This is a genomic window from Hyphobacterium sp. (assembly GCF_965229905.1).
GTDB lineage: Bacteria > Pseudomonadota > Alphaproteobacteria > Caulobacterales > Maricaulaceae > Hyphobacterium.
Window position 1 is genome coordinate 2,652,845 of the sequence record NZ_OZ245930.1, and the last position, 23,551, is coordinate 2,676,395.

General features: G+C 60.9%; 29 protein-coding genes. 23 read left to right on the forward strand and 6 right to left on the reverse strand.

Annotated elements, in window-relative coordinates:
- Nucleotides 1-7 precede the first annotated feature (7 nt).
- The 11 genes from rplR (at nucleotide 8) to ACO08C_RS13360 (ending at nucleotide 7,647) form a co-directional block, all read left to right on the forward strand.
- The gene (gene rplR, locus ACO08C_RS13310; protein WP_421786255.1) at nucleotides 8-361 is read left to right on the forward strand and encodes a 50S ribosomal protein L18; all 354 of its coding nucleotides are present in this window, start codon (nucleotides 8-10) and stop codon (nucleotides 359-361) included.
- 11 nt (nucleotides 362-372) lie between these two features.
- A complete protein-coding gene (gene rpsE / locus ACO08C_RS13315) occupies nucleotides 373-957 on the forward strand; it encodes a 30S ribosomal protein S5 (RefSeq protein ID WP_421786256.1) in 585 nt (194 codons plus the stop codon).
- 3 nt (nucleotides 958-960) lie between these two features.
- On the forward strand, nucleotides 961-1,149 hold the full coding sequence (rpmD, locus tag ACO08C_RS13320; RefSeq protein WP_421786257.1) for a 50S ribosomal protein L30: 189 nt from the start codon (nucleotides 961-963) through the stop codon (nucleotides 1,147-1,149).
- Nucleotides 1,150-1,183: 34 nt separating this feature from the next.
- Nucleotides 1,184-1,675 (forward strand): 50S ribosomal protein L15, encoded by a 492-nt coding sequence (rplO, locus tag ACO08C_RS13325; protein ID WP_421786258.1) that lies wholly within the window; start codon nucleotides 1,184-1,186, stop codon nucleotides 1,673-1,675.
- Between the two features lie 25 nt (nucleotides 1,676-1,700).
- On the forward strand, nucleotides 1,701-3,053 hold the full coding sequence (secY, locus tag ACO08C_RS13330) for a preprotein translocase subunit SecY (protein ID WP_421786259.1): 1,353 nt from the start codon (nucleotides 1,701-1,703) through the stop codon (nucleotides 3,051-3,053).
- A complete protein-coding gene (locus ACO08C_RS13335) occupies nucleotides 3,050-3,613 on the forward strand; it encodes an adenylate kinase (RefSeq protein WP_421786260.1) in 564 nt (187 codons plus the stop codon). Before secY ends, ACO08C_RS13335 begins: the two co-directional genes overlap by 4 nt.
- 148 nt (nucleotides 3,614-3,761) lie before the next feature.
- Entirely contained in the window at nucleotides 3,762-4,130 is a 369-nt protein-coding gene (gene rpsM, locus ACO08C_RS13340; protein WP_420431950.1) for a 30S ribosomal protein S13, read from the forward strand.
- Between the two features lie 12 nt (nucleotides 4,131-4,142).
- Complete coding sequence (gene rpsK, locus ACO08C_RS13345) at nucleotides 4,143-4,532, forward strand: 30S ribosomal protein S11 (protein ID WP_330197856.1); 390 nt, start codon at nucleotides 4,143-4,145, stop codon at nucleotides 4,530-4,532.
- A gap of 87 nt (nucleotides 4,533-4,619) precedes the next feature.
- Nucleotides 4,620-5,639 (forward strand): DNA-directed RNA polymerase subunit alpha, encoded by a 1,020-nt coding sequence (locus ACO08C_RS13350; protein WP_421786263.1) that lies wholly within the window; start codon nucleotides 4,620-4,622, stop codon nucleotides 5,637-5,639.
- A gap of 50 nt (nucleotides 5,640-5,689) precedes the next feature.
- A complete protein-coding gene (gene rplQ, locus ACO08C_RS13355; RefSeq protein ID WP_421786264.1) occupies nucleotides 5,690-6,112 on the forward strand; it encodes a 50S ribosomal protein L17 in 423 nt (140 codons plus the stop codon).
- A gap of 95 nt (nucleotides 6,113-6,207) precedes the next feature.
- Nucleotides 6,208-7,647: a Do family serine endopeptidase gene (locus ACO08C_RS13360; RefSeq protein ID WP_421786265.1), complete on the forward strand. Its 1,440-nt coding sequence runs from the start codon at nucleotides 6,208-6,210 to the stop codon at nucleotides 7,645-7,647.
- Here the strand turns inward: ACO08C_RS13360 and ACO08C_RS13365 are convergent.
- Nucleotides 7,644-8,051: a VOC family protein gene (locus ACO08C_RS13365; RefSeq protein ID WP_421786266.1), complete on the reverse strand. Its 408-nt coding sequence runs from the start codon at nucleotides 8,049-8,051 to the stop codon at nucleotides 7,644-7,646. The two genes, ACO08C_RS13360 and ACO08C_RS13365, sit on opposite strands and share 4 nt — an antisense overlap.
- A gap of 36 nt (nucleotides 8,052-8,087) precedes the next feature.
- On the opposite strand from ACO08C_RS13365, the gene ACO08C_RS13370 reads away from it, so the two are divergent.
- Nucleotides 8,088-9,395, forward strand: coding sequence for a replication-associated recombination protein A (locus ACO08C_RS13370; protein WP_421786267.1), 1,308 nt, complete (start codon nucleotides 8,088-8,090; stop codon nucleotides 9,393-9,395).
- Here the strand turns inward: ACO08C_RS13370 and ACO08C_RS13375 are convergent.
- The gene (locus tag ACO08C_RS13375; RefSeq protein WP_421786269.1) at nucleotides 9,392-10,516 is read right to left on the reverse strand and encodes a DUF6624 domain-containing protein; all 1,125 of its coding nucleotides are present in this window, start codon (nucleotides 10,514-10,516) and stop codon (nucleotides 9,392-9,394) included. The genes ACO08C_RS13370 and ACO08C_RS13375 overlap by 4 nt on opposite strands.
- 70 nt (nucleotides 10,517-10,586) lie before the next feature.
- Between ACO08C_RS13375 and ACO08C_RS13380 the strand changes: the two genes are divergently transcribed.
- The 7 genes from ACO08C_RS13380 (at nucleotide 10,587) to ACO08C_RS13410 (ending at nucleotide 16,551) form a co-directional block, all read left to right on the forward strand.
- The gene (locus ACO08C_RS13380; protein ID WP_421786271.1) at nucleotides 10,587-11,411 is read left to right on the forward strand and encodes a PIG-L deacetylase family protein; all 825 of its coding nucleotides are present in this window, start codon (nucleotides 10,587-10,589) and stop codon (nucleotides 11,409-11,411) included.
- A gap of 64 nt (nucleotides 11,412-11,475) precedes the next feature.
- Nucleotides 11,476-11,853: a TonB-dependent receptor gene (locus ACO08C_RS13385; RefSeq protein WP_421786272.1), complete on the forward strand. Its 378-nt coding sequence runs from the start codon at nucleotides 11,476-11,478 to the stop codon at nucleotides 11,851-11,853.
- Between the two features lie 305 nt (nucleotides 11,854-12,158).
- Nucleotides 12,159-12,542 carry a fluoride efflux transporter CrcB gene (gene crcB, locus ACO08C_RS13390; protein ID WP_421786273.1) on the forward strand — a complete coding sequence of 128 codons (384 nt, stop codon included), beginning with the start codon at nucleotides 12,159-12,161 and terminating at the stop codon, nucleotides 12,540-12,542.
- Complete coding sequence (locus tag ACO08C_RS13395; RefSeq protein ID WP_421786274.1) at nucleotides 12,539-13,522, forward strand: RluA family pseudouridine synthase; 984 nt, start codon at nucleotides 12,539-12,541, stop codon at nucleotides 13,520-13,522. The genes crcB and ACO08C_RS13395 overlap by 4 nt, the downstream gene beginning before the upstream one ends.
- Complete coding sequence (locus tag ACO08C_RS13400) at nucleotides 13,519-14,205, forward strand: HAD-IA family hydrolase (protein ID WP_421786275.1); 687 nt, start codon at nucleotides 13,519-13,521, stop codon at nucleotides 14,203-14,205. The genes ACO08C_RS13395 and ACO08C_RS13400 overlap by 4 nt, the downstream gene beginning before the upstream one ends.
- A gap of 8 nt (nucleotides 14,206-14,213) precedes the next feature.
- A complete protein-coding gene (locus ACO08C_RS13405; protein WP_421786276.1) occupies nucleotides 14,214-14,942 on the forward strand; it encodes an ATP12 family chaperone protein in 729 nt (242 codons plus the stop codon).
- A gap of 76 nt (nucleotides 14,943-15,018) precedes the next feature.
- A complete protein-coding gene (locus tag ACO08C_RS13410; RefSeq protein ID WP_421786277.1) occupies nucleotides 15,019-16,551 on the forward strand; it encodes an acyl-CoA carboxylase subunit beta in 1,533 nt (510 codons plus the stop codon).
- Nucleotides 16,552-16,557: 6 nt separating this feature from the next.
- Here the strand turns inward: ACO08C_RS13410 and ACO08C_RS13415 are convergent, their stop codons facing one another.
- The 3 genes from ACO08C_RS13415 to ACO08C_RS13425 form a co-directional block, all read right to left on the reverse strand.
- A complete protein-coding gene (locus ACO08C_RS13415) occupies nucleotides 16,558-16,905 on the reverse strand; it encodes a hypothetical protein (RefSeq protein WP_421786279.1) in 348 nt (115 codons plus the stop codon).
- A gap of 167 nt (nucleotides 16,906-17,072) precedes the next feature.
- On the reverse strand, nucleotides 17,073-17,366 hold the full coding sequence (locus ACO08C_RS13420) for a GIY-YIG nuclease family protein (RefSeq protein ID WP_421786281.1): 294 nt from the start codon (nucleotides 17,364-17,366) through the stop codon (nucleotides 17,073-17,075).
- A gap of 75 nt (nucleotides 17,367-17,441) precedes the next feature.
- Complete coding sequence (locus ACO08C_RS13425; protein WP_421786283.1) at nucleotides 17,442-18,323, reverse strand: fatty acid desaturase family protein; 882 nt, start codon at nucleotides 18,321-18,323, stop codon at nucleotides 17,442-17,444.
- Between the two features lie 111 nt (nucleotides 18,324-18,434).
- On the opposite strand from ACO08C_RS13425, the gene ACO08C_RS13430 reads away from it, so the two are divergent.
- Entirely contained in the window at nucleotides 18,435-19,394 is a 960-nt protein-coding gene (locus tag ACO08C_RS13430; RefSeq protein ID WP_421786284.1) for a YncE family protein, read from the forward strand.
- Here ACO08C_RS13430 and ACO08C_RS13435 read toward each other — a convergent pair.
- Nucleotides 19,391-20,242, reverse strand: a complete 852-nt coding sequence (locus ACO08C_RS13435) for a hypothetical protein (protein WP_421786285.1) — start codon at nucleotides 20,240-20,242, stop codon at nucleotides 19,391-19,393. The two genes, ACO08C_RS13430 and ACO08C_RS13435, sit on opposite strands and share 4 nt — an antisense overlap.
- Nucleotides 20,243-20,312: 70 nt before the next feature.
- Between ACO08C_RS13435 and ACO08C_RS13440 the strand changes: the two genes are divergently transcribed.
- The 3 genes from ACO08C_RS13440 (at nucleotide 20,313) to ACO08C_RS13450 (ending at nucleotide 23,502) form a co-directional block, all read left to right on the forward strand.
- Entirely contained in the window at nucleotides 20,313-20,768 is a 456-nt protein-coding gene (locus ACO08C_RS13440; RefSeq protein ID WP_421786286.1) for an ion channel, read from the forward strand.
- A 79-nt stretch (nucleotides 20,769-20,847) separates the two neighbouring features.
- Nucleotides 20,848-22,872, forward strand: coding sequence for an acetyl-CoA carboxylase biotin carboxylase subunit (locus ACO08C_RS13445; RefSeq protein ID WP_421786287.1), 2,025 nt, complete (start codon nucleotides 20,848-20,850; stop codon nucleotides 22,870-22,872).
- A 93-nt stretch (nucleotides 22,873-22,965) separates the two neighbouring features.
- Complete coding sequence (locus tag ACO08C_RS13450; protein WP_421786288.1) at nucleotides 22,966-23,502, forward strand: hypothetical protein; 537 nt, start codon at nucleotides 22,966-22,968, stop codon at nucleotides 23,500-23,502.
- Nucleotides 23,503-23,551: the final 49 nt, after the last annotated feature.

Below are 23,551 nucleotides of genomic sequence, written 5' to 3' on the forward strand. Positions count from 1 at the left end.
GACGACCATGAAAAGCTCACGCGAAAAAATGCAGCGCCGGGCGCAGCGCAACCGGAACAAGCTCCGCAAACTGGCCAATGGCCGGCCGCGCCTGTCCGTATTCCGCTCGTCGAAGCACATCTATGCGCAGCTGATCGACGATACACAGGGCGTTACCATCGCCTCGGCCTCGACCGCCGAGACGGACACCAAGGAGTCCGGTGCGAATGTGGGCGCTGCGGCCAGTGTCGGCAAGCGCTTGGCGGAACGCGCCACCAAGGCCGGCGTCAAGGACGTCGTCTTCGATCGTGGCGGTTACATCTTTCACGGTCGCATCAAGGCTCTAGCCGATGCGGCACGTGAAGGTGGTCTGAACTTTTAGAGGAGCGGCTGATGGCTCGTAATGAAGAAAACCGCGGCCGCGGACGGCGCCGGGACCGGGATGAGGAACAGCAGGACGAGATCGTCGACAAGCTGGTCCACATCAACCGGGTCGCAAAGACCGTGAAGGGTGGCCGGAACTTCCAGTTCGCCGCTCTCGTCGTCGCCGGTGACCAAAAAGGCCGCGTCGGTTTCGGACAAGGCAAGGCACGCGAAGTGCCGGAAGCTATCCGCAAGGCAACCGAGGAAGCCAAGAAAAATCTGGTTCGCGTCCCGCTGCGCGAAGGCCGCACGCTGCACCACGATTCCCCGGGCCGTCACGGCGCCGGCAAGGTGGTCCTGCGGGCTGCGCCTCCGGGAACTGGCGTCATCGCCGGTGGTCCGATGCGCGCCGTGCTGGAAACCCTGGGCGTTCAGGATGTGGTAGCCAAGTCCACCGGCACCTCGAACCCGTACAACATGATCCGGGCAACCTTCGATGCGCTCAAGCATCAGAAGAGCCCGCGGTCGATCGCGGCCAAGCGCGGTCTGAAGGTGGGCGACCTGGTCAACCGCCGGAATGACGGTGCCTCGGCTCCGGAAGCGCTGGAGGGCTAAACCGTGGCTGCCAAGAAAACACTGAAAGTCCGTCAGACCGGCAGTGCGATCCGCCGTCCGAAGGACCAACACAAGACGCTCGTCGGCCTGGGCCTGAACAAGGTCGGTCGTGAACGGGTGCTGGAAGACACGCCAGCGATCCGCGGAATGATCCGCAAGGTGTCGCACATGGTGGAAATCGTCGAGGACTAGGCGTCCGGCCTCGTCCTTCGAAGGAGAGTTAGACATGCGTCTCAATGAATTGCGCGATAAGGCCGGTGCGACCAAGACCCGCACGCGTGTCGGACGCGGTATCGGGTCCGGCAAGGGCAAGACCGGCGGCCGCGGCGTCAAAGGTCAGAAGTCGCGTTCGGGCGTGGCCATCAAAGGCTTTGAAGGCGGTCAGATGCCGCTTCACATGCGTCTGCCGAAACGCGGCTTCAACAAGCCGAACCGTCTCGCATTCGCGGAGCTGAATATCGGCCGTCTGGAATCGGCCATTAAGGCCAAGAAGGTCGATGCCAAGAAGGCCATCGACGCCGATGTTCTCGTTGCCGCCGGTGTGATTCGCCGTGCGAAAGACGGTGTGCGCCTTCTTGCGAAGGGTGAGTTGAAGTCCAAAGTAGAGATCACGGTCGCGGGCGCGACCAAGGCTGCGATTGAAGCCGTCGAGAAAGCCGGCGGAAAAGTCACGGTCGTTGCGCCGAAAACTGCGAAATCTGACACCGCCGCGGAATAATCCGCGCATCGCGTGAGGACGGACCATGGCTTCTGCTGCTGAACAGCTTGCATCGAATATCAACTTCGCGTCCTTCGCGAGGGCGAAAGAGCTGCAGCAACGGATCCTCTTTACCCTGGCGGTCCTCGTCGCATACCGGATTGGTACTTATATTCCGGTGCCGGGGATCGATCCGCAGCAATATCAGGCGGTATTCGACAGCCAGGCCAGCGGCGTTATCGGCGTCTTCAACATCTTCTCCGGCGGTGCCGTCGAGCGGATGGCGATCTTTGCGCTAAACGTGATGCCGTACATTTCGGCGTCGATCATCATGCAATTGATGGCCGCAACCGTTCCTTCGCTTGAGAAGCTCAAGAAGGAAGGTGGCGAGCAAGGCCGCAAGCAGATCAACCAGTATTCGCGCTATTTGACGGTGCTTCTGGCGACGGTGCAGGGCGGTGCGATTGCTGTCTCGATGATGCAGCCGAGCGTCGATGGAAACACCGTCGCGCTCGATCCCGGCCTGTTTTTCCTGGTGACAACGACGCTGACCTTTGTCGGCGGTACCATGCTGCTGATGTGGATGGGCGAGCAGATCACGTCGCGCGGCGTCGGCAACGGTATTTCGCTGATCATCTTTACGGGCATTATCGCGGTCGTGCCCGGGCTTATTTACAGCCTGTTCGAACAAGCCCGTCAGGGCCAGATCACGGGCGGCGCGCTGCTGGGTATCATGGCGCTGATGCTGGCGACCTTCGTGTTCGTTGTGTTCATAGAGCGCTCGCAACGCCGCCTGCTGGTGCAATATCCCAAACGCCAGCAAGGCCAGCGCATGGTCGGCGGCGACACATCCTTCCTGCCGCTCAAGCTGAATACGGCTGGCGTCATTCCGGCCATCTTCGCCACATCGCTTCTGCTTTTGCCGACGACGGTGGCCAATATGTGGGCGACGACCGGTCCTGAATGGTTGCAGACGATCGCGGCACTGCTCGGCCGTGGCCAACCGCTCTTCATTGCCTTTTATGGTGCGATGGTGATTTTCTTCGCCTTCTTTTACACGTCTATCGTATTCAACCCGGAAGAGGTGTCGGAAAACCTCCGGAAGTATGGCGGCTTCCTGCCGGGCATTCGTCCGGGCAAGCGCACGGCGGAATATCTCGATTATGTACTGACGCGCCTGACAGTGATTGGTGCGCTTTATCTGGCGGTCGTCTGCCTGATCCCCGAAGTGCTGACCGGCGGGGCCGCCGGAGCCGTGACCTTCGCCTTGGGCGGTACTGCCATCCTCATCATCGTCTCGGTGGCGATGGATACGGTCACGCAGATACAGTCGCACTTGCTGGCGCATCAGTATGAAGGCCTGATCAAGAAACAGCGCCTGCGGGGCCGCAATCGATGAACATCGTATTGTTCGGACCACCCAACGCCGGCAAGGGAACGCAGGCGAAGACGCTCGTGGACACGCGCGGCTGGGTACAGTTGTCGACTGGCGACATGTTGCGAGCCGCGATTGCCGCCGGATCCGATCTGGGCAAGCGAGTCCAGGCAATTATGGATGCCGGCGAGCTCGTTTCGGACGATATTGTGATCGAGCTCATCGAAGAGCGTCTTCCTGAGGCGGAAGCAGCCGGCGGGGCGATCTTCGACGGATTTCCGCGAACGGTTGCACAGGCCAAGGCGCTCGACCGGTTACTCGCGGGCCGCGATTCGCAGATCGACAAGGTGATCTTGCTGGTTGTGGATCGAGACGAATTGACCAATCGGGTGGAAAAGCGCGCCACAGAGCAAGGGCGCGCCGACGACACGGTCGAAGTCTTTAACAACCGCTTTGACGTTTATGAGAATCAAACCGCGCCGCTGATCCCGTACTATGCGGGGCAGGGCAAGGTAGTAGAAGTCGATGGCATGGGGTCGATCGGGGCGGTGTCCGCTTCGATCGCGGCAGCCCTCGACGGCTAGTGAAATGCCGCAAACTGCCCGGTTGACGGGGAGTATGCGGACAATATAGATAGCGCCCTTCGCGAAAAGGGCGGCGATTTCTTGTCCGGCGCAGGCCGGCAAGGGCTCACCGTCCGTGTTTGGCGCGAATTGAGGTAAGGAGAGCATTGTGGCCCGTATCGCCGGCGTCAACATTCCGACGAACAAGCGCGTGGAAATCGCGCTTCGCTACATTCACGGGATCGGTCCCGCGAAGGCGAAAGAAATTTGCGAGAAAGTCGGCATTGCCTCTGAGCGGCGTGTCAACGAACTCTCGGACGCGGAAGTCATCCAGATCCGCGAAACGATCGATCGCGACTACATGGTGGAAGGCGACCTTCGCCGCGACGTCGCCGTCAATATCAAACGCTTGATGGACCTGGGCAATTATCGTGGCCTGCGTCACCGCCGCGGCCTTCCGGTTCGCGGTCAGCGTACACACACGAATGCCCGGACCCGCAAGGGCCCGGCCAAGCCGATTGCCGGCAAGAAGAAGTAAGGCGGCTAGACAATGGCAAAAGCTCCTGAACGCATGAAGCGCCGCGAACGCAAGAACATCACGTCTGGCGTTGCGCATGTGAACGCGTCGTTCAATAACACGCAGGTCACCATCACGGACGCGCAAGGCAATACGATTTCCTGGTCGACGGCGGGTGCAAACGGTTTCAAGGGATCGCGTAAGTCGACGCCGTACGCCGCCCAGATCGCCGCCGAAGAGGCAGCGAAAAAGGCAATGGACCACGGGATGAAGACGCTTGAAGTGAATGTATCGGGTCCCGGTTCGGGCCGTGAGTCCGCGCTTCGTGCCCTGCAGGCTGCCGGTCTGACGATCACGTCCATTCGCGACGTCACGCCGATCCCGCACAATGGCTGCCGGCCGCCCAAACGCCGCCGGGTCTGATTTCTCCCGATAGGGGGCATCAGAACAAGAATTTATATCGCGCCGCCGGTTGAGCCGGAAAGGCGCGCGAGGAAAGGGGTTTAACCCGTGATCGAGAAGAACTGGCAAGAACTCATTCGTCCGATGAAGCCGGAAGTGAAGCCGGGCCATGATCCGGAACGCAGCGCGGTCATCGTCGCCGAGCCGCTGGAGCGCGGTTTCGGCATGACGCTCGGCAATGCGCTGCGTCGCGTGTTGCTGTCCTCGCTGCAAGGCGCCGCCATTACGTCTGTCCAGATCGACGGCGTCGTTCACGAATTCTCGTCGATCCCGGGCGTCCGCGAAGACGTCACCGATATCGTGCTGAACCTGAAGGGTGTGGCGCTGCGCGTGCATTCCGAAGGCGAAAAGCGGGTCGTGCTGAAGAAGTCTGGCCCCGGCGAAGTGACCGCTGGCGACATTGAAGAGACGGCCGACGTTGAAGTGGTCAACAAGGACCATGTCATCTGCACGCTCGATGAAGGCGCGGACATCCGTTTCACGCTGACCGTCGACAGCGGCAAGGGATATGTTCCTGCCGAGCGCAACCGCCCGGAAGACGCGCCGATCGGCCTCATCGCCATCGACTCGCTCTACAGCCCGGTTAAGCGGGTTGCCTATCGTGTCGAGAACACGCGTGAAGGCCAGGTCCTGGACTATGACAAGCTGATCCTGGACATTGAGACCGACGGCACGGTCACGCCGGAAGATGCAGTGGCTTTTGCCGCACGCATTCTGCAGGACCAGTTCCAGATCTTCATCAACTTCGAAGAAGCCGTCGAAGCGCGCCCGGCCGAGGACGACCGTCCGGAGCTGGACTTCAACCCGGCGCTGCTCAAGAAAGTCGACGAGCTGGAATTGTCCGTGCGTTCGGCGAACTGCCTGAAGAACGACAACATCGTCTACATCGGTGACCTTATTCAGAAGTCCGAAGCGGAAATGCTGCGGACCCCGAATTTCGGTCGCAAATCGCTCAACGAGATCAAGGAAGTTCTCGCCCAGATGGGTCTGCACCTGGGCATGGAAGCGCCGAACTGGCCGCCGGAGAACATCGAAGATCTCGCCAAGAAATACGAGGAAAACGTCTGATCAGGGCGGCTGTGAAGCCCCTTTGATCCGGCCCTTTTGGAGATTACGCCATGCGCCACGGCATCGCACACCGCAAGCTCGGTCGCACCACTTCGCACCGCAAGGCCATGTTCGCCAACATGGCGGCGTCGCTCATTGAGCATGAGCAGATCGTCACTACGCTGCCGAAGGCGAAAGAGCTGAAGCCCTTCATGGACAAGCTGATTACGCTGGCCAAGCGGGGCGATCTACACGCTCGCCGTCAGGCGATTTCGAAAGTCCGCAATATCGAACAGGTCGGTAAGCTGTTTGAGACGCTCGGCCCGCGCTACTCCGAGCGCAATGGCGGTTACACGCGCGTGCTCAAGGCCGGTTTCCGTCACGGCGACAATGCGCCGCTCGCTGTGATCGAGCTGGTGGACCGCGACCCGGAAGCCCGCGGCGCGGCCGACCGGGCCCGCTTGGCCGAGATGGACGAATTTGCTGAAGAGTAATCTGCAATTCATCGCGAATTCAGGACAGGGCGGCTTCTTTGCGGGAGGCCGCCTTTTTCCTATCTAGAAACCAGTAAACGTGCCCGGAGGATGAGATGACCCGTTTCGCGCTTTCGGCCCTTTGCTTGGCCGCCTTCATGACGTCGGCCTGCCAGGCTCAGGATGATGTGCTCGACATGCCCGAACCGGACGTGGCGCTGCAAGCAGAAACACTCGCCGATGACAGCTTCCGCGAAGTGCCCGAGAGCCGGGCCGAAATGCAATTGTCTTTTGCGCCTGTCGTCCGTGACACTGCGCCGGCGGTAGTGAATATCTACACTACCCGCACCGTGCAGCGGAACATGGATCCGTTTTTCGAGCGCTTTTTCGGCCGCCAGGGTCCGCGTCAGCAGGGCTCGCTCGGCTCCGGCGTTATCGTTGATTCAACCGGGGTCATCGTGACCAACAACCATGTCGTGGCGGGCGCCGATCAGCTGCGGGTCGTACTCAATGATCGCCGCGAGTTCGAGGCCGAGGTATTAGTGGCCGATGAGCGCACGGATCTTGCCGTCCTGCGAATCGAAACCGACACACCGTTGCCGGCGCTGACGCTGGCCCAGCCGGGCATGGCCGAGGTCGGCGATCTGGTGCTGGCCATCGGCAATCCGTTTGGCGTCGGCCAGACGGTGACCTCCGGTATTGTCTCCGCGCTGGCACGGACCGAAGTCGGTGTCACCGATTTCGCATTCTTCATCCAGACCGACGCCGCTATTAATCCGGGCAATTCCGGCGGTGCGCTGATCGACATGGACGGCAATCTCATTGGCGTGAATTCGGCCATCTATTCGCGTTCGGGTGGGTCGAACGGGATTGGCTTTGCGATTCCGGTTGAAATGGTGCGCCGCGTTGTCGATGCCGCGCTGACCGAGGGCGAATTGGTTCAGCCCTGGCTGGGGGCTCGCTTGCAGACCGTAACCGGCGATATTGCTGCTTCGCTCGGGCTTGACCGGCCACAAGGTGCGCTAGTGGCCGATATCTATCCCGATGCTGCGGCCGATCGGGCCGGATTGGCGGCCGGCGACATCATCCTGGCGATCGACGGCGTCGAGGTGAATGATGAGCCCGGCGCGCGTTTCCGCTACGCGATCAATGCCGTAGGAGCTGAATCGCGCTTCCGCGTGCTGCGCGACGGCGACGAGATTTCTGTTGCCGTGCCGGTTTCCCAGGCGCCTGGATCGACGGACCCGCTGCGCCGTCTGATCGATGGCCGCAATCCGTTGGCCGGTGTGGAGCTCGTGGAATTGTCGCCAGCATTCAACGAGGCGGTTGGTTTCGATCCCTTCGCGCGCGGCGTTGTAGTGATGAACGTGCAGCGCGGTTCTGCTGCCGATTATTTCGGCTTCCGGCCAGGCGACCGGGTGCTCGAATTGCTAGGCGCGCGTGTGGAAGAGATCGGCGACGTTGAAAGCCTTATCGACGGGCAGGACGATCTCAAGTCCTGGCCGATCGCGATTGAACGCCGCGGCCGGCTGCTGGAGCGTACCCTTCAGCTCTAGCGTTGATGCTCGTCATTGAGCGTCACAATGCTCCAGACATGGCCGAATGGGTCGCGCAGCTTGCCGTGACGGCCATAGAATTCATCTGTTACCGGCCGGATTTCGGTCGCCCCGGCCTTGATCGCGCGCCCGAACCAGGCGTCGGCATCGTCAACCGTCAGATTGATGGTAAACGTCGTGCGCCCGCCCAGCGTATCCGGGGCGACATTGCCGGTCATGCTCTCCATTTCCGGGAATTCGTCCGCCAGCATCAAGACGTGATCGTTAATCCGCAAGGTCGCATGCCCGATCTTTCCCTCGAAATCATAACGCTCGAGTTCGTCGGCCGCGAAGGCCGCCTTGTAGAAGTCAATCGCTGCAGCACCGTTTCTGACGCTCAAATATGGCGCGACCGTTTTCTTCATGGTGCGTCCCTCCCTGTTGCGTCATAGGTTATACCCATGAGTTCATTATTCGAAGCCGCCGGTTTGGAAGACACGGCGCCGCGCCCGCTGGCTGATCGGTTGCGCCCGCGCACGCTCGACGAGGTCGTCGGGCAGGACCATTTGCTGAAAGGGGAGGGGCCGATCGCGCGGATGCGCGCGCAGAAGCGCTTTGCCTCCATTATTCTTTGGGGCCCGCCGGGCGTCGGCAAGACGACGATTGCGCGACTGCTGGCCGATGAGTCAGGGCTCGAGTTCGAACCCCTGTCGGCGGTGTTTTCCGGCGTGGCCGATCTCAAGAAAGCATTTGAACGCGCCCGGGCGCGGCGCCAGGCGGGCCGCGGCACGCTGCTCTTTGTCGACGAGATCCATCGCTTCAATCGGGCGCAGCAGGATGGCTTCCTGCCGGTCGTTGAAGAAGGGGTCATTACGCTGGTAGGGGCGACGACAGAGAATCCGAGTTTCGAGCTCAATGCCGCCCTGTTGTCGCGGGCACAGGTGCTGGTTCTGAAACGCCTGGAAGCGGAAAGTCTCGAATTGCTGGCGGCGCGCGCCGAAAAGGATGTCGGCCGGCCGCTGCCTGTTACGCCTGTGGCCAGGACAGCCCTGCTTGATCTGGCAAATGGCGATGGCCGCTACCTTCTGAACCTTGTCGAGGAGCTATTCGCGCTGACCCGGGACAAGCCGCTGGAGCCAGCGGACCTGGCCACCTACCTGCAGCGCCGCGCCCCCGTTTACGATCGTGATCGGGATGAGCATTACAATCTCATTTCCGCGCTGCACAAATCGGTGCGCGGTTCGAATCCGGATGCAGCTCTGTATTGGCTGGCGCGGATGCTGGAGGGCGGCGAAGACCCGCTCTTCCTGGCACGGCGTATCGTGCGCATGGCGAACGAGGATATCGGACTTGCCGATCCGACCGCGATCCATGCGGCGCTGGCCGCGAAGGACACGTATGACTTCCTGGGATCGCCCGAGGGTGAGCTGGCGCTGGCGCAGGCCGTCGTGCATCTTGCCTGCGCGCCGAAGTCGAATGCGGTTTATTCGGCCTACAAGGCAGCCAGGAGCGCCGCGAAGGACAGCGGCAGCCTTGCGCCGCCGAAACACATCCTGAACGCTCCCACGCGTCTGATGAAGGATGAGGGCTATGGCGCAGGCTATGAATACGATCACAATACAGAAGACGGGATTTCCGGTCAGGACTATTTCCCCGACGAGATGACGGACCGGCCGGTCTTCTACGAACCCACGGACCGGGGCCGCGAAGCGGCAATCGGCGAACGGCTGGCGAAATGGCGGGAATTGAGAGCGAGGCGGCGGGGCTAACAGTCTTCGCCGTACTGGTCGATTAAAATGGACCAGTAATCATCAAGCGGCCCCAATCCCATCTCAGCGCGACGGATATCAACAAGGCTTGGATTCTCCAGTTGATAAATTTGGCGCCGGTCGTCGATGCAAGAGTCCTGCGTGCCATAGCGTTGCGGTCGCTGTTCGGCTTCTGCGACGCGGTCATACATGAGTGCATAACGCTGGCCGTCAAACGCGCCTGATAGGGCCAAGGGCTCGATTTCTGCCAGAATCGCGCGTTGCTCTGAAAGCGTGGCGTGCTGGATGATTGAAACGATCAGCCCTGCCAAAATGGGTGCATCCGCGTGGATGGTCGCAAATCCATGCTGTTCAACAAGCGTCATCGCGACCGCTGAGTTCGCCGCGTCAATCGGGTCCATGAGCGCGCGATTGGCTTCAATGAGAGACGCCCGAACACCGGGTGAAAGATCGCTGCCGAACTGGCCGACGATCAAGCTTCGGGTCAGGAGATCGCGGCCTTCCAATCGGCCCATCAATCTAACGTTATCGATCCAGGTCGTGTAGCGAATTTCGAATGAGATAAGCGCGTCCTCATCAATCGGTCTGGTTGCGGAAGACGCCTGGTCCGCAGGGGTGGTCTGTCGCCTGTCAATCAAGCCGGCCATGACCGATTCGAACATAAGTGGATGTAATCCGCCGCGGCCGACATCCGGTGCCATGATGTCAAGCAGTTGCTCTGCTGTCTCGATACTGGCACCCCAGCGCACATATCGCGCGACAATATTTGCCGTTCCTGGGGCTCGCGTGAGAAGTTCGACTAAGTCATGTCGTTCTGCGGCATCACGCCTGTGCTGGGTCATCTCAGCATTCAGATCTACGATTCTATCCGCGAGATTAGCTGGATACGGCGGACCGTAAGCAGCAGCAATGTTGGAGATGAAAGCCCTTTCGGCTTCGCTCTCAAGGATGATCTCAGCGAATTCCTCGTACTGCCAATAAATCGCGGCAATTTCGGCGGCGAGCTGACGGCCCTCGCGCAAATTTTCAGAATGAACGACACTTTCTGGCATGCCGGAAATGTCATCGGTGCTCGCCGTCACATGCGCAAAAGCCGCGAACAGGGGAATTGCCAAAAGCAAGAGCGTTGGTCCGTTCCAAATTGCGCTATACTCAGCTCTTTAGATTATGCGTGTAATGGAGATGCGGGCAATGCGGCAGATTTTGTTCGGCTTAATCGTCTTCGCCATTGTCCTGCTCATCGGCTCCCAGGCGGCGCTCTGGTTGGGACGATCCTTGTTCGCCGAGACGGGCGTCGAGACGGTCGGCAGCGTCACCGAAACCCTGAATGCGCAGCGCGTCGTTCTCGTGTTCGCCCACCCCGATGACGAAATCACCGCCACCGAGCTGATCAGCCGGGCGGTGGCAGAGGGCGCATTCGTGGCCACGATCACGGCCACGCGCGGTGAGGCGGGCACGCAGTATCCGGAAATTGTCGCGCAAGAGCATCTCGGCCTCGTGCGTGAAGGTGAGTTACGCCAGCATGGGTTTGCCTTGGGTCTCGACGAACAGGTGGTGCTGGGTTTGCCCGATGGCGGCGTGCCGGAAGCGATGAGTGATCAGGCCCTGGCGGCACGCCTCGTTGAAGAATTCGAGCGCCTGCAGCCGGAAGCTGTCGTCGCTTTCCACCCGCCGAGCGGCGTGTCACTGCATCCCGACCACATGGCGATGGGGCGCGCTGCGCTGACAGCGACGCAGCAATATGCCTCGCGCCGGGAAGAGTCTGTGACGCTCGCCTATACCCTGAATTCGCGTCCCGGATCGCGGCGCTTCGGCGGTGAACGGTATGCGCGGGTCGCAGACTTGCAACCCGATCCCGATTTCGCGCTGGATGCCGATGCATCGCTGAAGATCCGTGCTTGGCGGATTCACGCCTCGCAGGCGGAGTATCTGCGTGAAACAACCGGCGTACCGGTTTGGCTACTTTATACGCTATGGACGCAGGAATACTACGCTGTTCGCGTCATTGAGCCGTAAATTTTCGTTTTGAAATGAGCAGTTAGGGCAGTAGGACTCTCTTCGGGATGAGGGGAGATATTCCATGAATGTTGCGAAGATTCACTTGGTGCTGGGTATTCTCTGGCTACTCGGCGGAATGGTGCTGGGCGAACAAATGGGGCGGACCGGCGATCACGGGCAGATGCCGACGCATGCGCACATCATGCTGGTTGGCGGTGTGCTACCGGTCCTGTGGGCCATCATCAACCGCGTCTGGCGCGTCGGATCCGGCCTGTTGGCTTGGATACAGCTGATCCTGCACCATGGAGGCACAGGTGTGATGGTCTACGGACTTTTCGCGCTTTACGGCGGGGGTGATGCAGAGGCGCTTGGGCCGATGCTCGGCGTTAGCGCAGGTCTTGTCATCCTGGCCACACTGCTGATGCTTTGGATGGCGCTGCGCGGCAAAGCCGAAGCCTGAATCGTAACGGGGAGCTTTCGCTCCCCGTTTTGTTCTCTATGCCAGTGTCGGCAATACGGCGGCGGCCATGCCGCCAAAAACGGCGACGACGAGGCCGAATTGCAGAACGGCGGTAAGGGTTGCGCTCAATCGATCCATAACTTTTATCCTTCTTGTTTTTGGCCGGACGGTGTGTCCGTCAGACAAGAGATGACTTAAGTCGCTCGAATGGATGCACAATTGCTATTGCGGCACGACCGCTATGCAGAAATGCATGGATGCGGTGCGCTTGCACCGTCCCGCCAACTCCCATATCCCCCGCCCCCATGAGCAACCTTCTTTTGATCGCTGCGGGCGGTGCCCTAGGCGCGGTGGGCCGTCATTTGACGGGGCAGGCTTTTCTGCGTTCCGTCGGGCCGGACTGGCCTTGGGGCACGTTTACCGTCAATGTGCTCGGCGGGCTTGTGATGGGTGGCTTTGTTGGCTGGCTTGCGCAGGCGGGTCGCGCGGATGCCAATGAATTGCGTGCCTTTTTTGCAGTTGGGCTGCTAGGCGGATTTACGACCTTCTCGGCGTTCTCGCTCGATGCGATTGTCATGGTCGAACGGCGTCAATGGCTGGACGCGCTGATTTACGTCTCTGGATCGGTTGTACTGTCGATATTGGCCCTGTTCGCCGGCATTGTGCTGGCGCGAAAGGTTTTTGCATGAGCGGCGTCCAGACCCTGACCGTGCAACCTGGCGAGGCGGGCGCGCGCCTCGACAAATGGTTCAAGCGGAAGTTTCCGCATGTTCCCAATGGCCGCCTCCAGAAAGCTCTGCGCAAGGGCGAGATCCGCATTGATGGCGGACGTGCCAAGGCGGACACACGCGTCGAGGCCGGGCAGTGTGTCCGAATTCCGCCGCTCCCGGAACCGGAGGACCGCAAGCCGGAACCAGCGGTTAATCGCGTGGATGCCGACTTCATTCGTTCTCTCGTGATCTATGAGGATGATGACATCATCGCCTTCAACAAGCCTCCCGGGCTGGCCGTTCAGGGTGGATCCAAGACGACGCGCCATGTCGACGGGCTGCTGGCCGCGTTCGGCAAGGGCGAGCGGAAGCCGAAACTCGTTCACCGGCTCGACCGCGACACGTCGGGTGTGCTGGTGACGGCGAAGACACCTGCGGCCGCCGCCAAGCTGGCCAAAGCGTTTGCGGCCCGGGAATCTGAAAAGACCTATTGGGCGATTGTCGCCGGCGTGCCGAAGCCCAAGACCGGGGAGGTCAAAGGGTTCCTCAAAAAGGATACCGGCGGGGCTCATGGCCGCGAACAGATGATGCCGGCGGATCATGGCGAGGCGGGCGCGCAGCATGCCCTGACGCGTTATACCGTGGTGGCCGAAGCGGGGCAGCGGGCGAGCTGGGTCGCCATGCGGCCGGTAACCGGCCGGACGCACCAATTGCGTGTCCATGCGGCGATCATGGGCCACGCCATTCTGGGTGACCGGAAGTATACGAGCGACCGGCCAGAGCCGGAAAACCTCTCGGGCAAGCTGCATCTGCACGCCCGCCGCTTGGTTTTGCCTGTCGGCAAGCGACCTCTGGTGCTGGAGGCGCCTTTGCCGGAGCACATGGCGAAGACGTTTAAAGCGTTGGGATTCGAACTCGGTCATGCGGATGAAGACGAGATTGCGGAGCGGCTGGCATGAGCGAATTAAAGCTCGCTCTGTTCGATTTGGACGGGACGCTAGTGGATTCCCGTCAGCTCATTGCCGTGTCGATGGACGAGGCGTTTCGCAAGAACGGGCTGGACGGGTGTACCTATGAACAGGTGCGGCAGATTGTGGGGATCGAGTTGTTCGAAGCCATCCCTATGCTGCTGCCGCCCGACTATCCGCCAGACGGCGCCGTGAAAATTGGCAATGATTTCCGGGAAATCTTCGTGCGCAATCGGGCGGACGGGACGCATACGGAGGGCCTCTATCCCGGTGCGCGGGAATTGCTCGAACAGCTGGATCGGGAAGGATGGCTTCTAGGCGTTGCGACGGGCAAGCCGCGGCGCGGACTTGATCATGTCCTGGCGGCGCACGGAATGACCGATCTGTTTGTGACGCTAAACACCAGCTGTACAGGCCCGGGCAAGCCCAACCCCCGAATGGTTCTGGACGCGATGCACGAGACTGGCACCGAGCTGCACCGGACGATCATGATCGGTGATTCCTCGCACGATATTCAAATGGCGCTGAACGCGCGCGTCCGGGCTGCGGGCGTGGCCTGGGGATTCCATACGGCGGCAGAGTTGTCGGGCGCCGGTGCGCACAGCGTACACGATGACTTCGATTGCCTGGGTCGAGAACTCAGCGCTTTTGGACGCGGCGAGGTGGCGGCGTGAGCGAAGGCATGAAAGAGGGCGTCCGCCTGCCATCACGCGAGGACAGCCTGCCGAAGCGGTTTTACAAAGCGGTCAGCGTTGTGGAAACCGACGGGGGCTGGACAGTGCAGCTTGACGGGCGCGGCATACGCACGCCGATGAAGCACGCGCTGGTCGCACCGACGCGGGAACTGGCAGAGCTGATGGCGGCGGAATGGGATGACCAGGGCGAACGGATTGACCCTTTCACCATGCCGGTCACCCGCCTGGCTCATGGCGCGATCGACAGCGCAACGGGCAATCGCGACGCCATCATTGCCGAAGTGCTGAAATATGCAGGTACGGACCTCCTCCGGCATCGCGGCGAGGATGCCGAGCTAGTCCGGCGGCAGGCCGAGATTTGGAATCCCTATCTCGACTGGGCGGAAACGGTGCTGGAGGCAAAGCTGCCGGCCGTGACCGGGATCATGCCGGCGGAAACCACGCCGCAGGCGATGAATGCGCTGAAATCCAAGGCTTTGGGCTATGACGTTTGGCGGCTCACCGCGCTCGGACAGGCGACGGCGCTGACGACGTCTGCGGTGCTGGGGTTCGCCTTGGTCGAGGGCCGGGCGTCTGCCGAGGACGTGTTTGCGGCCAGCCGGGTCGACGAGGACTTCCAAGCCGCGCACTGGGGCGAAGATGCCGAAGCTGTGGCCCGCGCGGCGCGGCTGAAGGGGGAATGCTTGGCGATCGATGCCATGCTTAAGGCTCTGTAGCCGCGCCAACAAATTGCCCTTGCCGCCGCGACGGTGCTAACTGTCGGCAATCGCGAACACGCCAAGAGGGGCTTTCATGCAGGACATTCTGGACGAGCTGGAAAACCGGCGCGAGCGTGCTCGCCAGGGCGGTGGCGCCGAACGCATCGCGAAGCAGCACGAAAAGGGCAAGCTGTCGGCGCGCGAGCGGATCGAATTGCTGCTCGATGAAGGCTCGTTTGAAGAGTGGGAAATGTTCGTCGAGCACCGCTGCACCGATTTCGGCATGGCGGACAAGAAGATCCCCGGCGATGGCGTGGTGACCGGGCATGGCACGATCAATGGTCGGTTGGTCTATCTTTTTTCCAAGGATTTCACGGTCTTCGGCGGGTCGTTGTCCGAAACGCATGCGCAGAAAATCGTCAAGATCCAGAAGGCCGCCATCCAGAATGGCGCGCCGGTGATCGGTATTTTCGATGCCGGCGGTGCGCGCATCCAGGAGGGCGTCGCCTCGCTCGCCGGCTATGCCGACATCTTCTTGCAGAACACGCTGGCCTCCGGAGTGGTGCCGCAGATCTCCGTCATCATGGGGCCGTGCGCGGGCGGCGATGTCTATTCGCCGGCGATCACCGATTTCATCTTCATGGTGCGCGACACCTCCTACATGTATGTGACCGGGCCGGACGTGGTGAAGACCGTCACGAACGAGGAAGTCAGCCATGAGGATCTCGGCGGCGCTTCGGTGCACGCCAAGAAGTCCGGCGTCGCCGACGGGGCGTTCAACAATGATCTCGAAGCGCTGGTGCAGATGCGCCGGCTGATCGACTTCTTGCCGCTGTCGAACCGCGAAAAGCCGCCCACGCGACCGACATACGACATGCCGGACCGGTCCGAGCCCAGCCTCGACACTCTAGTGCCGCCCAATCCCAACAAGCCCTATGACATTGTTGAGCTTATCGAGAAGACGGCGGACGAGGGCGATTTCTTCGAGATCGCGCCGGATTTCGGCAAGAACATCGTGGTCGGCTTCGGCCGGCTCGACGGCCAGCCGGTGGGCTTTGTCGCCAACCAGCCCATGTCGCTCGCCGGCGTGCTGGACATTGATGCCAGCCGCAAGGGCGCGCGCTTCGTGCGCTTTTGCGATGCCTTCAACATCCCGATTGTCACCTTCGTCGACGTGCCGGGCTTCCTGCCGGGGACGAAGCAGGAGTATGGCGGCCTCATCAAGCATGGCGCGAAACTGTTGTTCGCCTATGCCGAGGCGACGGTGCCCAAGCTCACCGTGATCACGCGCAAGGCTTATGGCGGCGCCTATGACGTGATGAGTTCAAAGCATCTCCGCGGCGATGTGAACTATGCCTGGCCGACGGCGGAGATCGCGGTGATGGGCGCCAAGGGCGCGGCCGAGATCATTCATCGCGGCGATCTCGGAAATGAGGAAGCGATGGCCGAGCACGTCAAAGAATACGAGGACCGCTTCGCCAACCCGTTCGTCGCAGCGGGCCGCGGCTATATCGACGACGTCATCCAGCCGCGCAATACGCGCCGCCGGCTGATCAAGGCGCTCAAGACCCTCGCCAACAAGAAGGCCGAGAATCCCTGGAAAAAGCACGATAATATTCCGCTTTAGGGATACTCAAATTGATACGCCTAGATCATCTCTCAGCGCGCTTTTAAGTGCGTTGTGAGCAACTTGCCGTTCTTTGGGCGTTTCGTTTGTGTCGACAATTGCTTGAATAGCATCCCGGACTTCGGAAGGGGAAACGAGTTCGCATCGCATTTGCCAGTAGGCAAACTCTTTGCTCGCCTCCGGCGAATTCTCGACAGCTGCCCGGTGATAAGCCTGAAGTAGGCCGATATATGCTAATTTTCGTTCTTCGAAATTTCGATCTTCAATTTTTGAGCGCCGATTTAGGTAGGTCTGAACCAGCGCTGTGACGATCGACCCCAATCCAAAGGCGGTTAGCAGAGAAATTATGTCCATGCAGAATCTATCGAATGGATGGACCCTCGGATCAAGTCCGAGGGACCCGGAATCGATTCAAGACGTTTGAACGCCTCTCGCCGGGGTGCCCGGGCTTGACCCGGGCATCCATCGATTTTGGGGTGATGGGTACCCGGCTAGAAGCCGGGCAACCCGGAAAGTGTTGATCAAACCCAGTTCTGCAATTCTTCATACCAATCGCGCCATTCTGGATTGCGTGCGTTGACGAGGTCGATCTTCCAGTCACGCTTCCATTTCTTCCAGCGGCGCTCACAGCCAATCGCCTCCTGTGTCGTGTCGAACTGCTCGAAATAAACGAGTATGAAAACCTTGTATTTCTTGCAGAAAACCGAGCCTTCGCCGTTGCGATGTTCCCAGACGCGGCGCGCAATGTCGCCGGTTGAGCCGACATAGAGCGTGCCATAGGGTTTCGACGCCAGGATGTAGGCATAGGAGGGCATGCAATCATTAGTTTATTGATGGACCTTCGGGTCAAGCCCGAAGGCCCCGGAGAGTTATCCGACCAATCAACAGCGCTATGAGCGCACCGCCTTGCGGATCACCGTCCCATAGCCCGGGCTGACGCAGTCAAACCCATCGAAATATCCCCGCGCGGACAGCGTCCGGTGGAGGTGCGGCAGATGATAGGGCGGGACGGCGGCGAACATGTGGTGTTCGAGGTGGTAGTGAACGTGATTGGGCGCGACGAGCAGGCGCTCGAGCCAGTTCGCCTTGGTGGTATGGGTGTTGCGCCGCGGCTCGGGATCGTAGCGGTCCATGGCGACGCCGTGCTCGCCGATATTGCGCAGCCGCATGATCGCCGGGAAGACGAAGATGCGCGCCGCCCACCAGAGCGAGATCGCCCAGACCGCACCGGCAAGTGCCAGCGCGCCGATCATCACCGCCTGGAATACGAGGAAGGGAAGCTTGCCGGCGAAGGTCGCGTCTTTCCAAGCGAAAGCGATTTCCTTGAGGAAGGTCTGCCCGGTGAAATCGCGGACGAATTTGCGCCGCAGACTGTCTTTTGTGACCGGATAGCCTTCGACCAGGACATGGTCGGGATCGTCCGGCGTGCCGGCATATTTGTGGTGTTTCAGGTGATAATCGCGATAGGCGAGGAAGGGCGCATCGATCGCTGCCCCACCGATCCATTTGCCGGCGAACTCGTTGAGCCAGCCCGTGCGGAAGAGCGAGCGGTGCGCGCAGTCATGCATGACGATGGCGAAGGCGAGCTGGCGTCCGGCGAGGATCAGGATCGAGAGCGGCGCGAACCAGGGCGAGAGGATCGCCAGCGCGAAAGCGGCGATGACCAGCGCGAAGTCGCCCGCGAGCATCCACACGCCGCGCACGTCGCTCGGCCGGGACAAATCCCGCAATTCCTCGCGGCTGATCGCATCGGACAGGGCCATCGTGTTCATGCGGCCAGAATACGTGATCCGCGGCAGCTGGCCAAACGGTAATCTTCAATCTCTTGCAATCGGCACCTCGCGACCACACCTGAACCGTCAACACAGACGGGGAGCACCGCCATGAAACTCACCTATGCCGGACTGGCCGCCATCGCGAGCGCGACGGGCGCTTTGGCCGACGACCAGATTGTCATTGTCAACAAGGGCGATGACACGATTTCCATCCTGGATGCCGCGTCCTACGAGCGCGCCGGCGATGTCGGCGTCGGCGGCAATCCGCATGAAGTCTATGTGTCGCCGGACGGTGCCACGGCCTACGTCTCGGACTATGGCGGCGCCCAAGGGACGACGATTTCGGTCGTCGATCTCGACAGCGCGGAACGCACCGCCGTCTGGGACCTGGCCGGCAATCGCGGGCCGCACGGGATCTGGGTATCCGCCGACGGCTCGCTCGTCTGGGCGACCACCGAGACCACCGGCACCGTTATCGAGCTGTCCACGGTGACCGGCGAGATCACGAATGTCTGGGAGACCGGCCAGCAAGTCTCGCACCAGCTCGTCCCGACACCGGACGGGGCCAAACTCTATATCGCCAATATCGGATCGGGATCTGTAACAGTAATTGATCGCGGCACGAATTCCGTGACGACCGTTCCGACCGCGGCAGGGGCCGAAGGCATAGATGTGTCGCCGGACGGCACCGAGGTCTGGGTCACCAATCGCGGCGCCGACAGCATTTCCATCATTGATGCCGGGACCGACACCGTTTTGGAGACGATACCTTCCGGCGGCGGATTCCCGATCCGCGCCAAGTTCACGCCGGATGGTTCTGAAGTCTTTGTTTCAAATGCAACCACGGGCACTGTGGCTGTGTTCCATGCGGAAAGCCGCGAATTGCTGGCCTCAATCGAAGTTGGCGCCGTGCCGATCGGCATTCTGATCTCGCCGGATGGCGAGCGCGCCTTTGTTGCCAACACGCAAGACGATTTCGTCACGGTGATCGATGTGGCGTCGCGTACGGTGATCGATAGGATCGAGACAGGCGACGAGCCCGACGGCATGGCCTGGGCCGGCCGCTAGGCGGTCTCCGATTTCTGCAGCGTGATATTGCGGCCGGCAAGGCTGGCCGCGAGCACCGCCCAAATGCCGAGGGCGCCGGTCAATCCGGCCTGGCCGCCGAGCAGGCTTGCCAGCCCGCCGAAGAGGATCATAGCCATGCCGAGCTGGACGCGGCGCCGGTCGCAGGGCGATCCGAGCACGTCCATATTGGAGCGGATATCCTCGGTGTTGGGAATGTTGATGGCGACCAGAATGGTGATCACCACGACCGCCACGACCCAGCCGCGGATCAGGGTGCCGAGCGCCTCAAATCCGCCATAACCGCCTGAAATAAATATGATAATACCTGTTGCCGCCAACGCCGGAATGGCCAGGCGCTGGATCAGGGTGCCGCGTTCGAAGACCTCGTCGATGACCAGGGCAAGCGCCCCAAGCAACGGTATCCACCAGGCGTTATCCACGATGGCCGCACCCAGGCTCAACAAGACCAGCGCCACCAGATCGCCGATTTTGGCGGGCGGACCGACGGTGCGGCTGATCACCCGCACCGCGAACAACAGCGCGGCCAGGCTCAAGAGGTCGAGCGAATACCCCAGCGCGACCGCAAGGACCGTCAGCGCCATCGCGATGAACGCGGTCGCATTGTGGTCGGGATCCATTTCGCGGCCGAGCGCCCAGCTCAAAAATGCGCCGAGCATGCCGAGCAATGCCGCCGTTCCAGCGTCGACCATATCCGCGCCAGTCAGCGCCAGCCAGAGGAACAGGCTAACGGCAATCACCGGCAGGAGGATTATGACTGCGAGATTTGACGGGTATTGCGGTTCGACGGGCCGCGCGAGCGAGGAGTATTTGTGGACCGGATGAGACATGGAGCTTCCCTGATTTGCGCGTCAACTTATCCCTATCGGGGAAGATGGGAAGCGGTCTAAGCTGCTTTCGATGCTGGAATCGCTCTTGGTTGCCATTGTTCTGATTACGCTCACCGTGGCCATCCACATGGTCGGCCTGTTGGCGCTGATGTCCTTTCTGCAAGCGCGTTCCCGGCGAATCCGGCCATTCAGATCACGTGTCAGGCAGGGTGTCTTTACCCTGATCATCGTGCTCGGTCTGGTGGTCATTCACGGTGTCGAAATCCTGATCTACGGGGTCAGCTACCGGCTGCTCGATGTTTTTCCGACCATGGAGGCCGCGCTCTACTACTCGACCTCGGCTTTCACGACCGTCGGATTCGGCGATGTCGCGATCGAGAATGAATGGCGGTTGCTCGGCGCGCTTGAGGGTCTCAACGGATTTTTGCTGATCGGCTGGTCGACGGCCTTCCTGGTGGCGGTCATCGGCCGCATGCGTTCGATGGAGATGGACTGGCTTGACCGCATGCGCGACGGTGCCGACTAGCCTGCGTCCTTGCTCCTTGCGCACCAAGCACGGTAAACGGAACAAAAGCCTTTCTCTGGGGCAAGGATAAAGGGCCTTCATGTTCGACAAGATACTGATCGCCAACCGCGGCGAGATCGCGGTGCGCGTCATCAAGACCTGCCAGCGGCTGGGCATTCAGACCGTCGCCGTCTATTCCGAGGCCGATGCCGGATCGAAGGCCGTCGACATGGCTGACGAGGCGGTGTTCATCGGACCGCCGGCGCCCGGCGAGAGTTATCTGCGGATCGACAAGATCATTGCGGCGGCCAAAGAAACCGGCGCCGAGGCGGTGCACCCCGGTTTCGGCTTTCTCTCGGAGAATCCGAATTTCCCGATCGCTCTGAAGGAGGCGGGCGTTGAGTGGATCGGGCCGAATGCCCACGCGATTGAGGCGATGGGCGACAAGATCACGTCGAAGAAATTCGCCGCCGAAGCCGACGTCAACACGGTGCCTGGCCATTTGGGGCTGATCGAGGATGCCGACGAGGCGGTGAAAATCTCCTCGGAAATCGGCTATCCGGTGATGATCAAGGCGTCTGCTGGCGGTGGTGGCAAGGGCATGCGGATTGCCTATTCCGACAGCGAATCGCGGGACGGGTTTCAGTCGGCGCGCAATGAGGCGCGCTCGTCCTTCGGCGATGAGCGCATTTTCATCGAGAAGTTTGTCGAGCGGCCGCGCCATATCGAAATCCAGGTGCTCGGTGACCGGCATGGCAATGTGGTTCATTTCAATGAGCGCGAATGCTCGGTGCAACGGCGCAATCAAAAAGTCCTGGAAGAGGCGCCGTCGCCCTTCCTCGACAAGGCAACCCGCGAGGCCATGGGTGCGCAAGCCGTCGCTTTGGCCAAAGCGGTTGATTATGACAGTGCCGGCACGGTCGAATTCATCGTCGACGAGGACAAGCATTTCTACTTTCTGGAGATGAATACGCGGCTGCAGGTCGAACACCCGGTGACCGAGCTGACGCACGGTATCGACCTGGTCGAGCAAATGATCCGGATCGCCGCCGGCGAGCCGCTGGAATTGCGCCAGCGTGACATCAAGATCAGTGGCTGGGCGGTTGAGGCGCGGCTTTATGCCGAGGATCCGTATCGCGGCTTTCTGCCGTCCATCGGGCGGCTGAAATGCTATACGGAGCCGGCGGAAGGACCGCTGGGCGAGGGTGTCTTGCGGATCGATTCCGGCGTGCGCGAGGGCGATGAAATCTCGCTTTTCTACGATCCGATGATCGCCAAGGTTATTGCTCACGGAAAAACCCGTGAAATCGCCATTGAAACGCTGCTGGAAGGGCTGGACCGCTATCACGTTGAAGGCCTGCAGCCGAATACGCCCTTTCTTGCAGCCTGTCTGGAGGAAGAGGATTTCCGTAAAGGCGAGATTCACACCGGTTATATCGCCGAGAAGTTTCCAGACGGGTTTACCGGGACCGAGCCGACGGACTTCCAGACCAAGGTTGTCGCGGGCACGGCGGCTTTTATCCATACCGTCTATACTCGCCGCGCGGGGCGCACGAGCGGGCGCCTGACGCCGGCGCCGCGAGTCCATGCCGAGGAGTGGGACGTGCTGATGGAAGGCGAGCGGATCGCGGTCGAGATGGACCTGCCGGATGCCGCGATCGGCGGCGGCACCCCGGCCAAAGTCTGGATGCCGGAACTTGGCGGCAAGGCGGCGGAGTTCGAGAGCGCCTGGCATCCTGGCGAGCACGTCTTCGAGGGCATGATCGATGGCGAGCATTTTGCCGTCGAATTCAAGAACCTGACCGAGGGATACCGGCTTCGTCACCGCGGTTTCACGACAACGGCCATCGTTGCCACCCATCGTTCGGCCGAGTTGCACGCCCTGCTGCCGGAAAAGGATGTCGGCGCTTCGGCGAAGCAGGTGACCAGCCCGATGCCGGGGCTGGTGGTCAAGCTGGAGGCCGAAGCCGGGCAGGATGTGAAGGCCGGCGAACCCCTGGTCGTGGTCGAAGCCATGAAGATGGAGAATGTGATCCGTGCCGAGATGGACGGTGTGATCAAAACCATTGCGGTCGAAGCGGGACAGTCGGTTTCGGCGGACGAATTGCTGGTGGAATTCGAATAGGCGGGAAAAACCGTGGTACGGTCCCGCTACCCATGAGGCGTCACGCTCCTTAAGGCAGCACCAGGACACCAATTTGAGACAGGGGAATCCTTCATGAATCCACTCGCCATTATTACGCCCGTCGCGCGTGCCACGCCGATGGCATTCCTGACCGGTCTGTTGCTGCTGGCCGTGCTGGACGCGGCCAAGACCTGGTACGGTCTGACGCTGGATCCGAGCGGGGCAGGGGAGACCTTCGGCTACATTTCGATGGCGCTTTCCGCCGCGATGATCGTCTTCGTCTCCTTCCTGTTCATCAATCGCCGCCGCGATGCCGGCGAAGGCGTGATGCTGTTCCTCTTGCCAGTGATTCTGGCCGTGGTGGTCAGCGGGATCGGCTTTTTCGTTCTGTTGATGATCGGTTCGTTTGGCCTGATGGGCGAATACGCCGAGAGCGTCGGCCGGGATTTCCAGACGGTCGCTCAGGACCCCAGCTTCCAGGCTGAATTCCAGGCGTGGATCGAGGAGCGTCCGGAAATGGCCCTGGATATGGTCCGGCCGGCCGTTTGGGGCGGGTTTGCCGGTTTCTGGATCGTCACCGGGCTGTTCAGCCTATGGTTCATGTCAATGAAGGCGGAACCGGCTGAATAGATTTTCTCCTGATAAGTGATTGACAGGCTTGCGTCTCCCCTTTCAGGTT

What these genes read in the sequence shown, in the direction of transcription:
- rplR (WP_421786255.1), top strand. Translation starts at nt 8, where the DNA reads ATGAAAAGCTCACGCGAAAAAATGCAGCGCCGGGCGCAGCGCAACCGG.
- rpsE (WP_421786256.1), top strand. Translation starts at nt 373, where the DNA reads ATGGCTCGTAATGAAGAAAACCGCGGCCGCGGACGGCGCCGGGACCGG.
- rplO (WP_421786258.1), top strand. Translation starts at nt 1,184, where the DNA reads ATGCGTCTCAATGAATTGCGCGATAAGGCCGGTGCGACCAAGACCCGC.
- secY (WP_421786259.1), top strand. Translation starts at nt 1,701, where the DNA reads ATGGCTTCTGCTGCTGAACAGCTTGCATCGAATATCAACTTCGCGTCC.
- ACO08C_RS13335 (WP_421786260.1), top strand. Translation starts at nt 3,050, where the DNA reads ATGAACATCGTATTGTTCGGACCACCCAACGCCGGCAAGGGAACGCAG.
- rpsK (WP_330197856.1), top strand. Translation starts at nt 4,143, where the DNA reads ATGGCAAAAGCTCCTGAACGCATGAAGCGCCGCGAACGCAAGAACATC.
- rplQ (WP_421786264.1), top strand. Translation starts at nt 5,690, where the DNA reads ATGCGCCACGGCATCGCACACCGCAAGCTCGGTCGCACCACTTCGCAC.
- ACO08C_RS13360 (WP_421786265.1), top strand. Translation starts at nt 6,208, where the DNA reads ATGACCCGTTTCGCGCTTTCGGCCCTTTGCTTGGCCGCCTTCATGACG.
- ACO08C_RS13365 (WP_421786266.1), bottom strand. Translation starts at nt 8,051, where the DNA reads ATGAAGAAAACGGTCGCGCCATATTTGAGCGTCAGAAACGGTGCTGCA.
- ACO08C_RS13370 (WP_421786267.1), top strand. Translation starts at nt 8,088, where the DNA reads ATGAGTTCATTATTCGAAGCCGCCGGTTTGGAAGACACGGCGCCGCGC.
- ACO08C_RS13380 (WP_421786271.1), top strand. Translation starts at nt 10,587, where the DNA reads ATGCGGCAGATTTTGTTCGGCTTAATCGTCTTCGCCATTGTCCTGCTC.
- ACO08C_RS13385 (WP_421786272.1), top strand. Translation starts at nt 11,476, where the DNA reads ATGAATGTTGCGAAGATTCACTTGGTGCTGGGTATTCTCTGGCTACTC.
- crcB (WP_421786273.1), top strand. Translation starts at nt 12,159, where the DNA reads ATGAGCAACCTTCTTTTGATCGCTGCGGGCGGTGCCCTAGGCGCGGTG.
- ACO08C_RS13395 (WP_421786274.1), top strand. Translation starts at nt 12,539, where the DNA reads ATGAGCGGCGTCCAGACCCTGACCGTGCAACCTGGCGAGGCGGGCGCG.
- ACO08C_RS13400 (WP_421786275.1), top strand. Translation starts at nt 13,519, where the DNA reads ATGAGCGAATTAAAGCTCGCTCTGTTCGATTTGGACGGGACGCTAGTG.
- ACO08C_RS13405 (WP_421786276.1), top strand. Translation starts at nt 14,214, where the DNA reads ATGAAAGAGGGCGTCCGCCTGCCATCACGCGAGGACAGCCTGCCGAAG.
- ACO08C_RS13410 (WP_421786277.1), top strand. Translation starts at nt 15,019, where the DNA reads ATGCAGGACATTCTGGACGAGCTGGAAAACCGGCGCGAGCGTGCTCGC.
- ACO08C_RS13415 (WP_421786279.1), bottom strand. Translation starts at nt 16,905, where the DNA reads ATGGACATAATTTCTCTGCTAACCGCCTTTGGATTGGGGTCGATCGTC.
- ACO08C_RS13420 (WP_421786281.1), bottom strand. Translation starts at nt 17,366, where the DNA reads ATGCCCTCCTATGCCTACATCCTGGCGTCGAAACCCTATGGCACGCTC.
- ACO08C_RS13425 (WP_421786283.1), bottom strand. Translation starts at nt 18,323, where the DNA reads ATGAACACGATGGCCCTGTCCGATGCGATCAGCCGCGAGGAATTGCGG.
- ACO08C_RS13430 (WP_421786284.1), top strand. Translation starts at nt 18,435, where the DNA reads ATGAAACTCACCTATGCCGGACTGGCCGCCATCGCGAGCGCGACGGGC.
- ACO08C_RS13435 (WP_421786285.1), bottom strand. Translation starts at nt 20,242, where the DNA reads ATGTCTCATCCGGTCCACAAATACTCCTCGCTCGCGCGGCCCGTCGAA.
- ACO08C_RS13440 (WP_421786286.1), top strand. Translation starts at nt 20,313, where the DNA reads ATGCTGGAATCGCTCTTGGTTGCCATTGTTCTGATTACGCTCACCGTG.
- ACO08C_RS13445 (WP_421786287.1), top strand. Translation starts at nt 20,848, where the DNA reads ATGTTCGACAAGATACTGATCGCCAACCGCGGCGAGATCGCGGTGCGC.
- ACO08C_RS13450 (WP_421786288.1), top strand. Translation starts at nt 22,966, where the DNA reads ATGAATCCACTCGCCATTATTACGCCCGTCGCGCGTGCCACGCCGATG.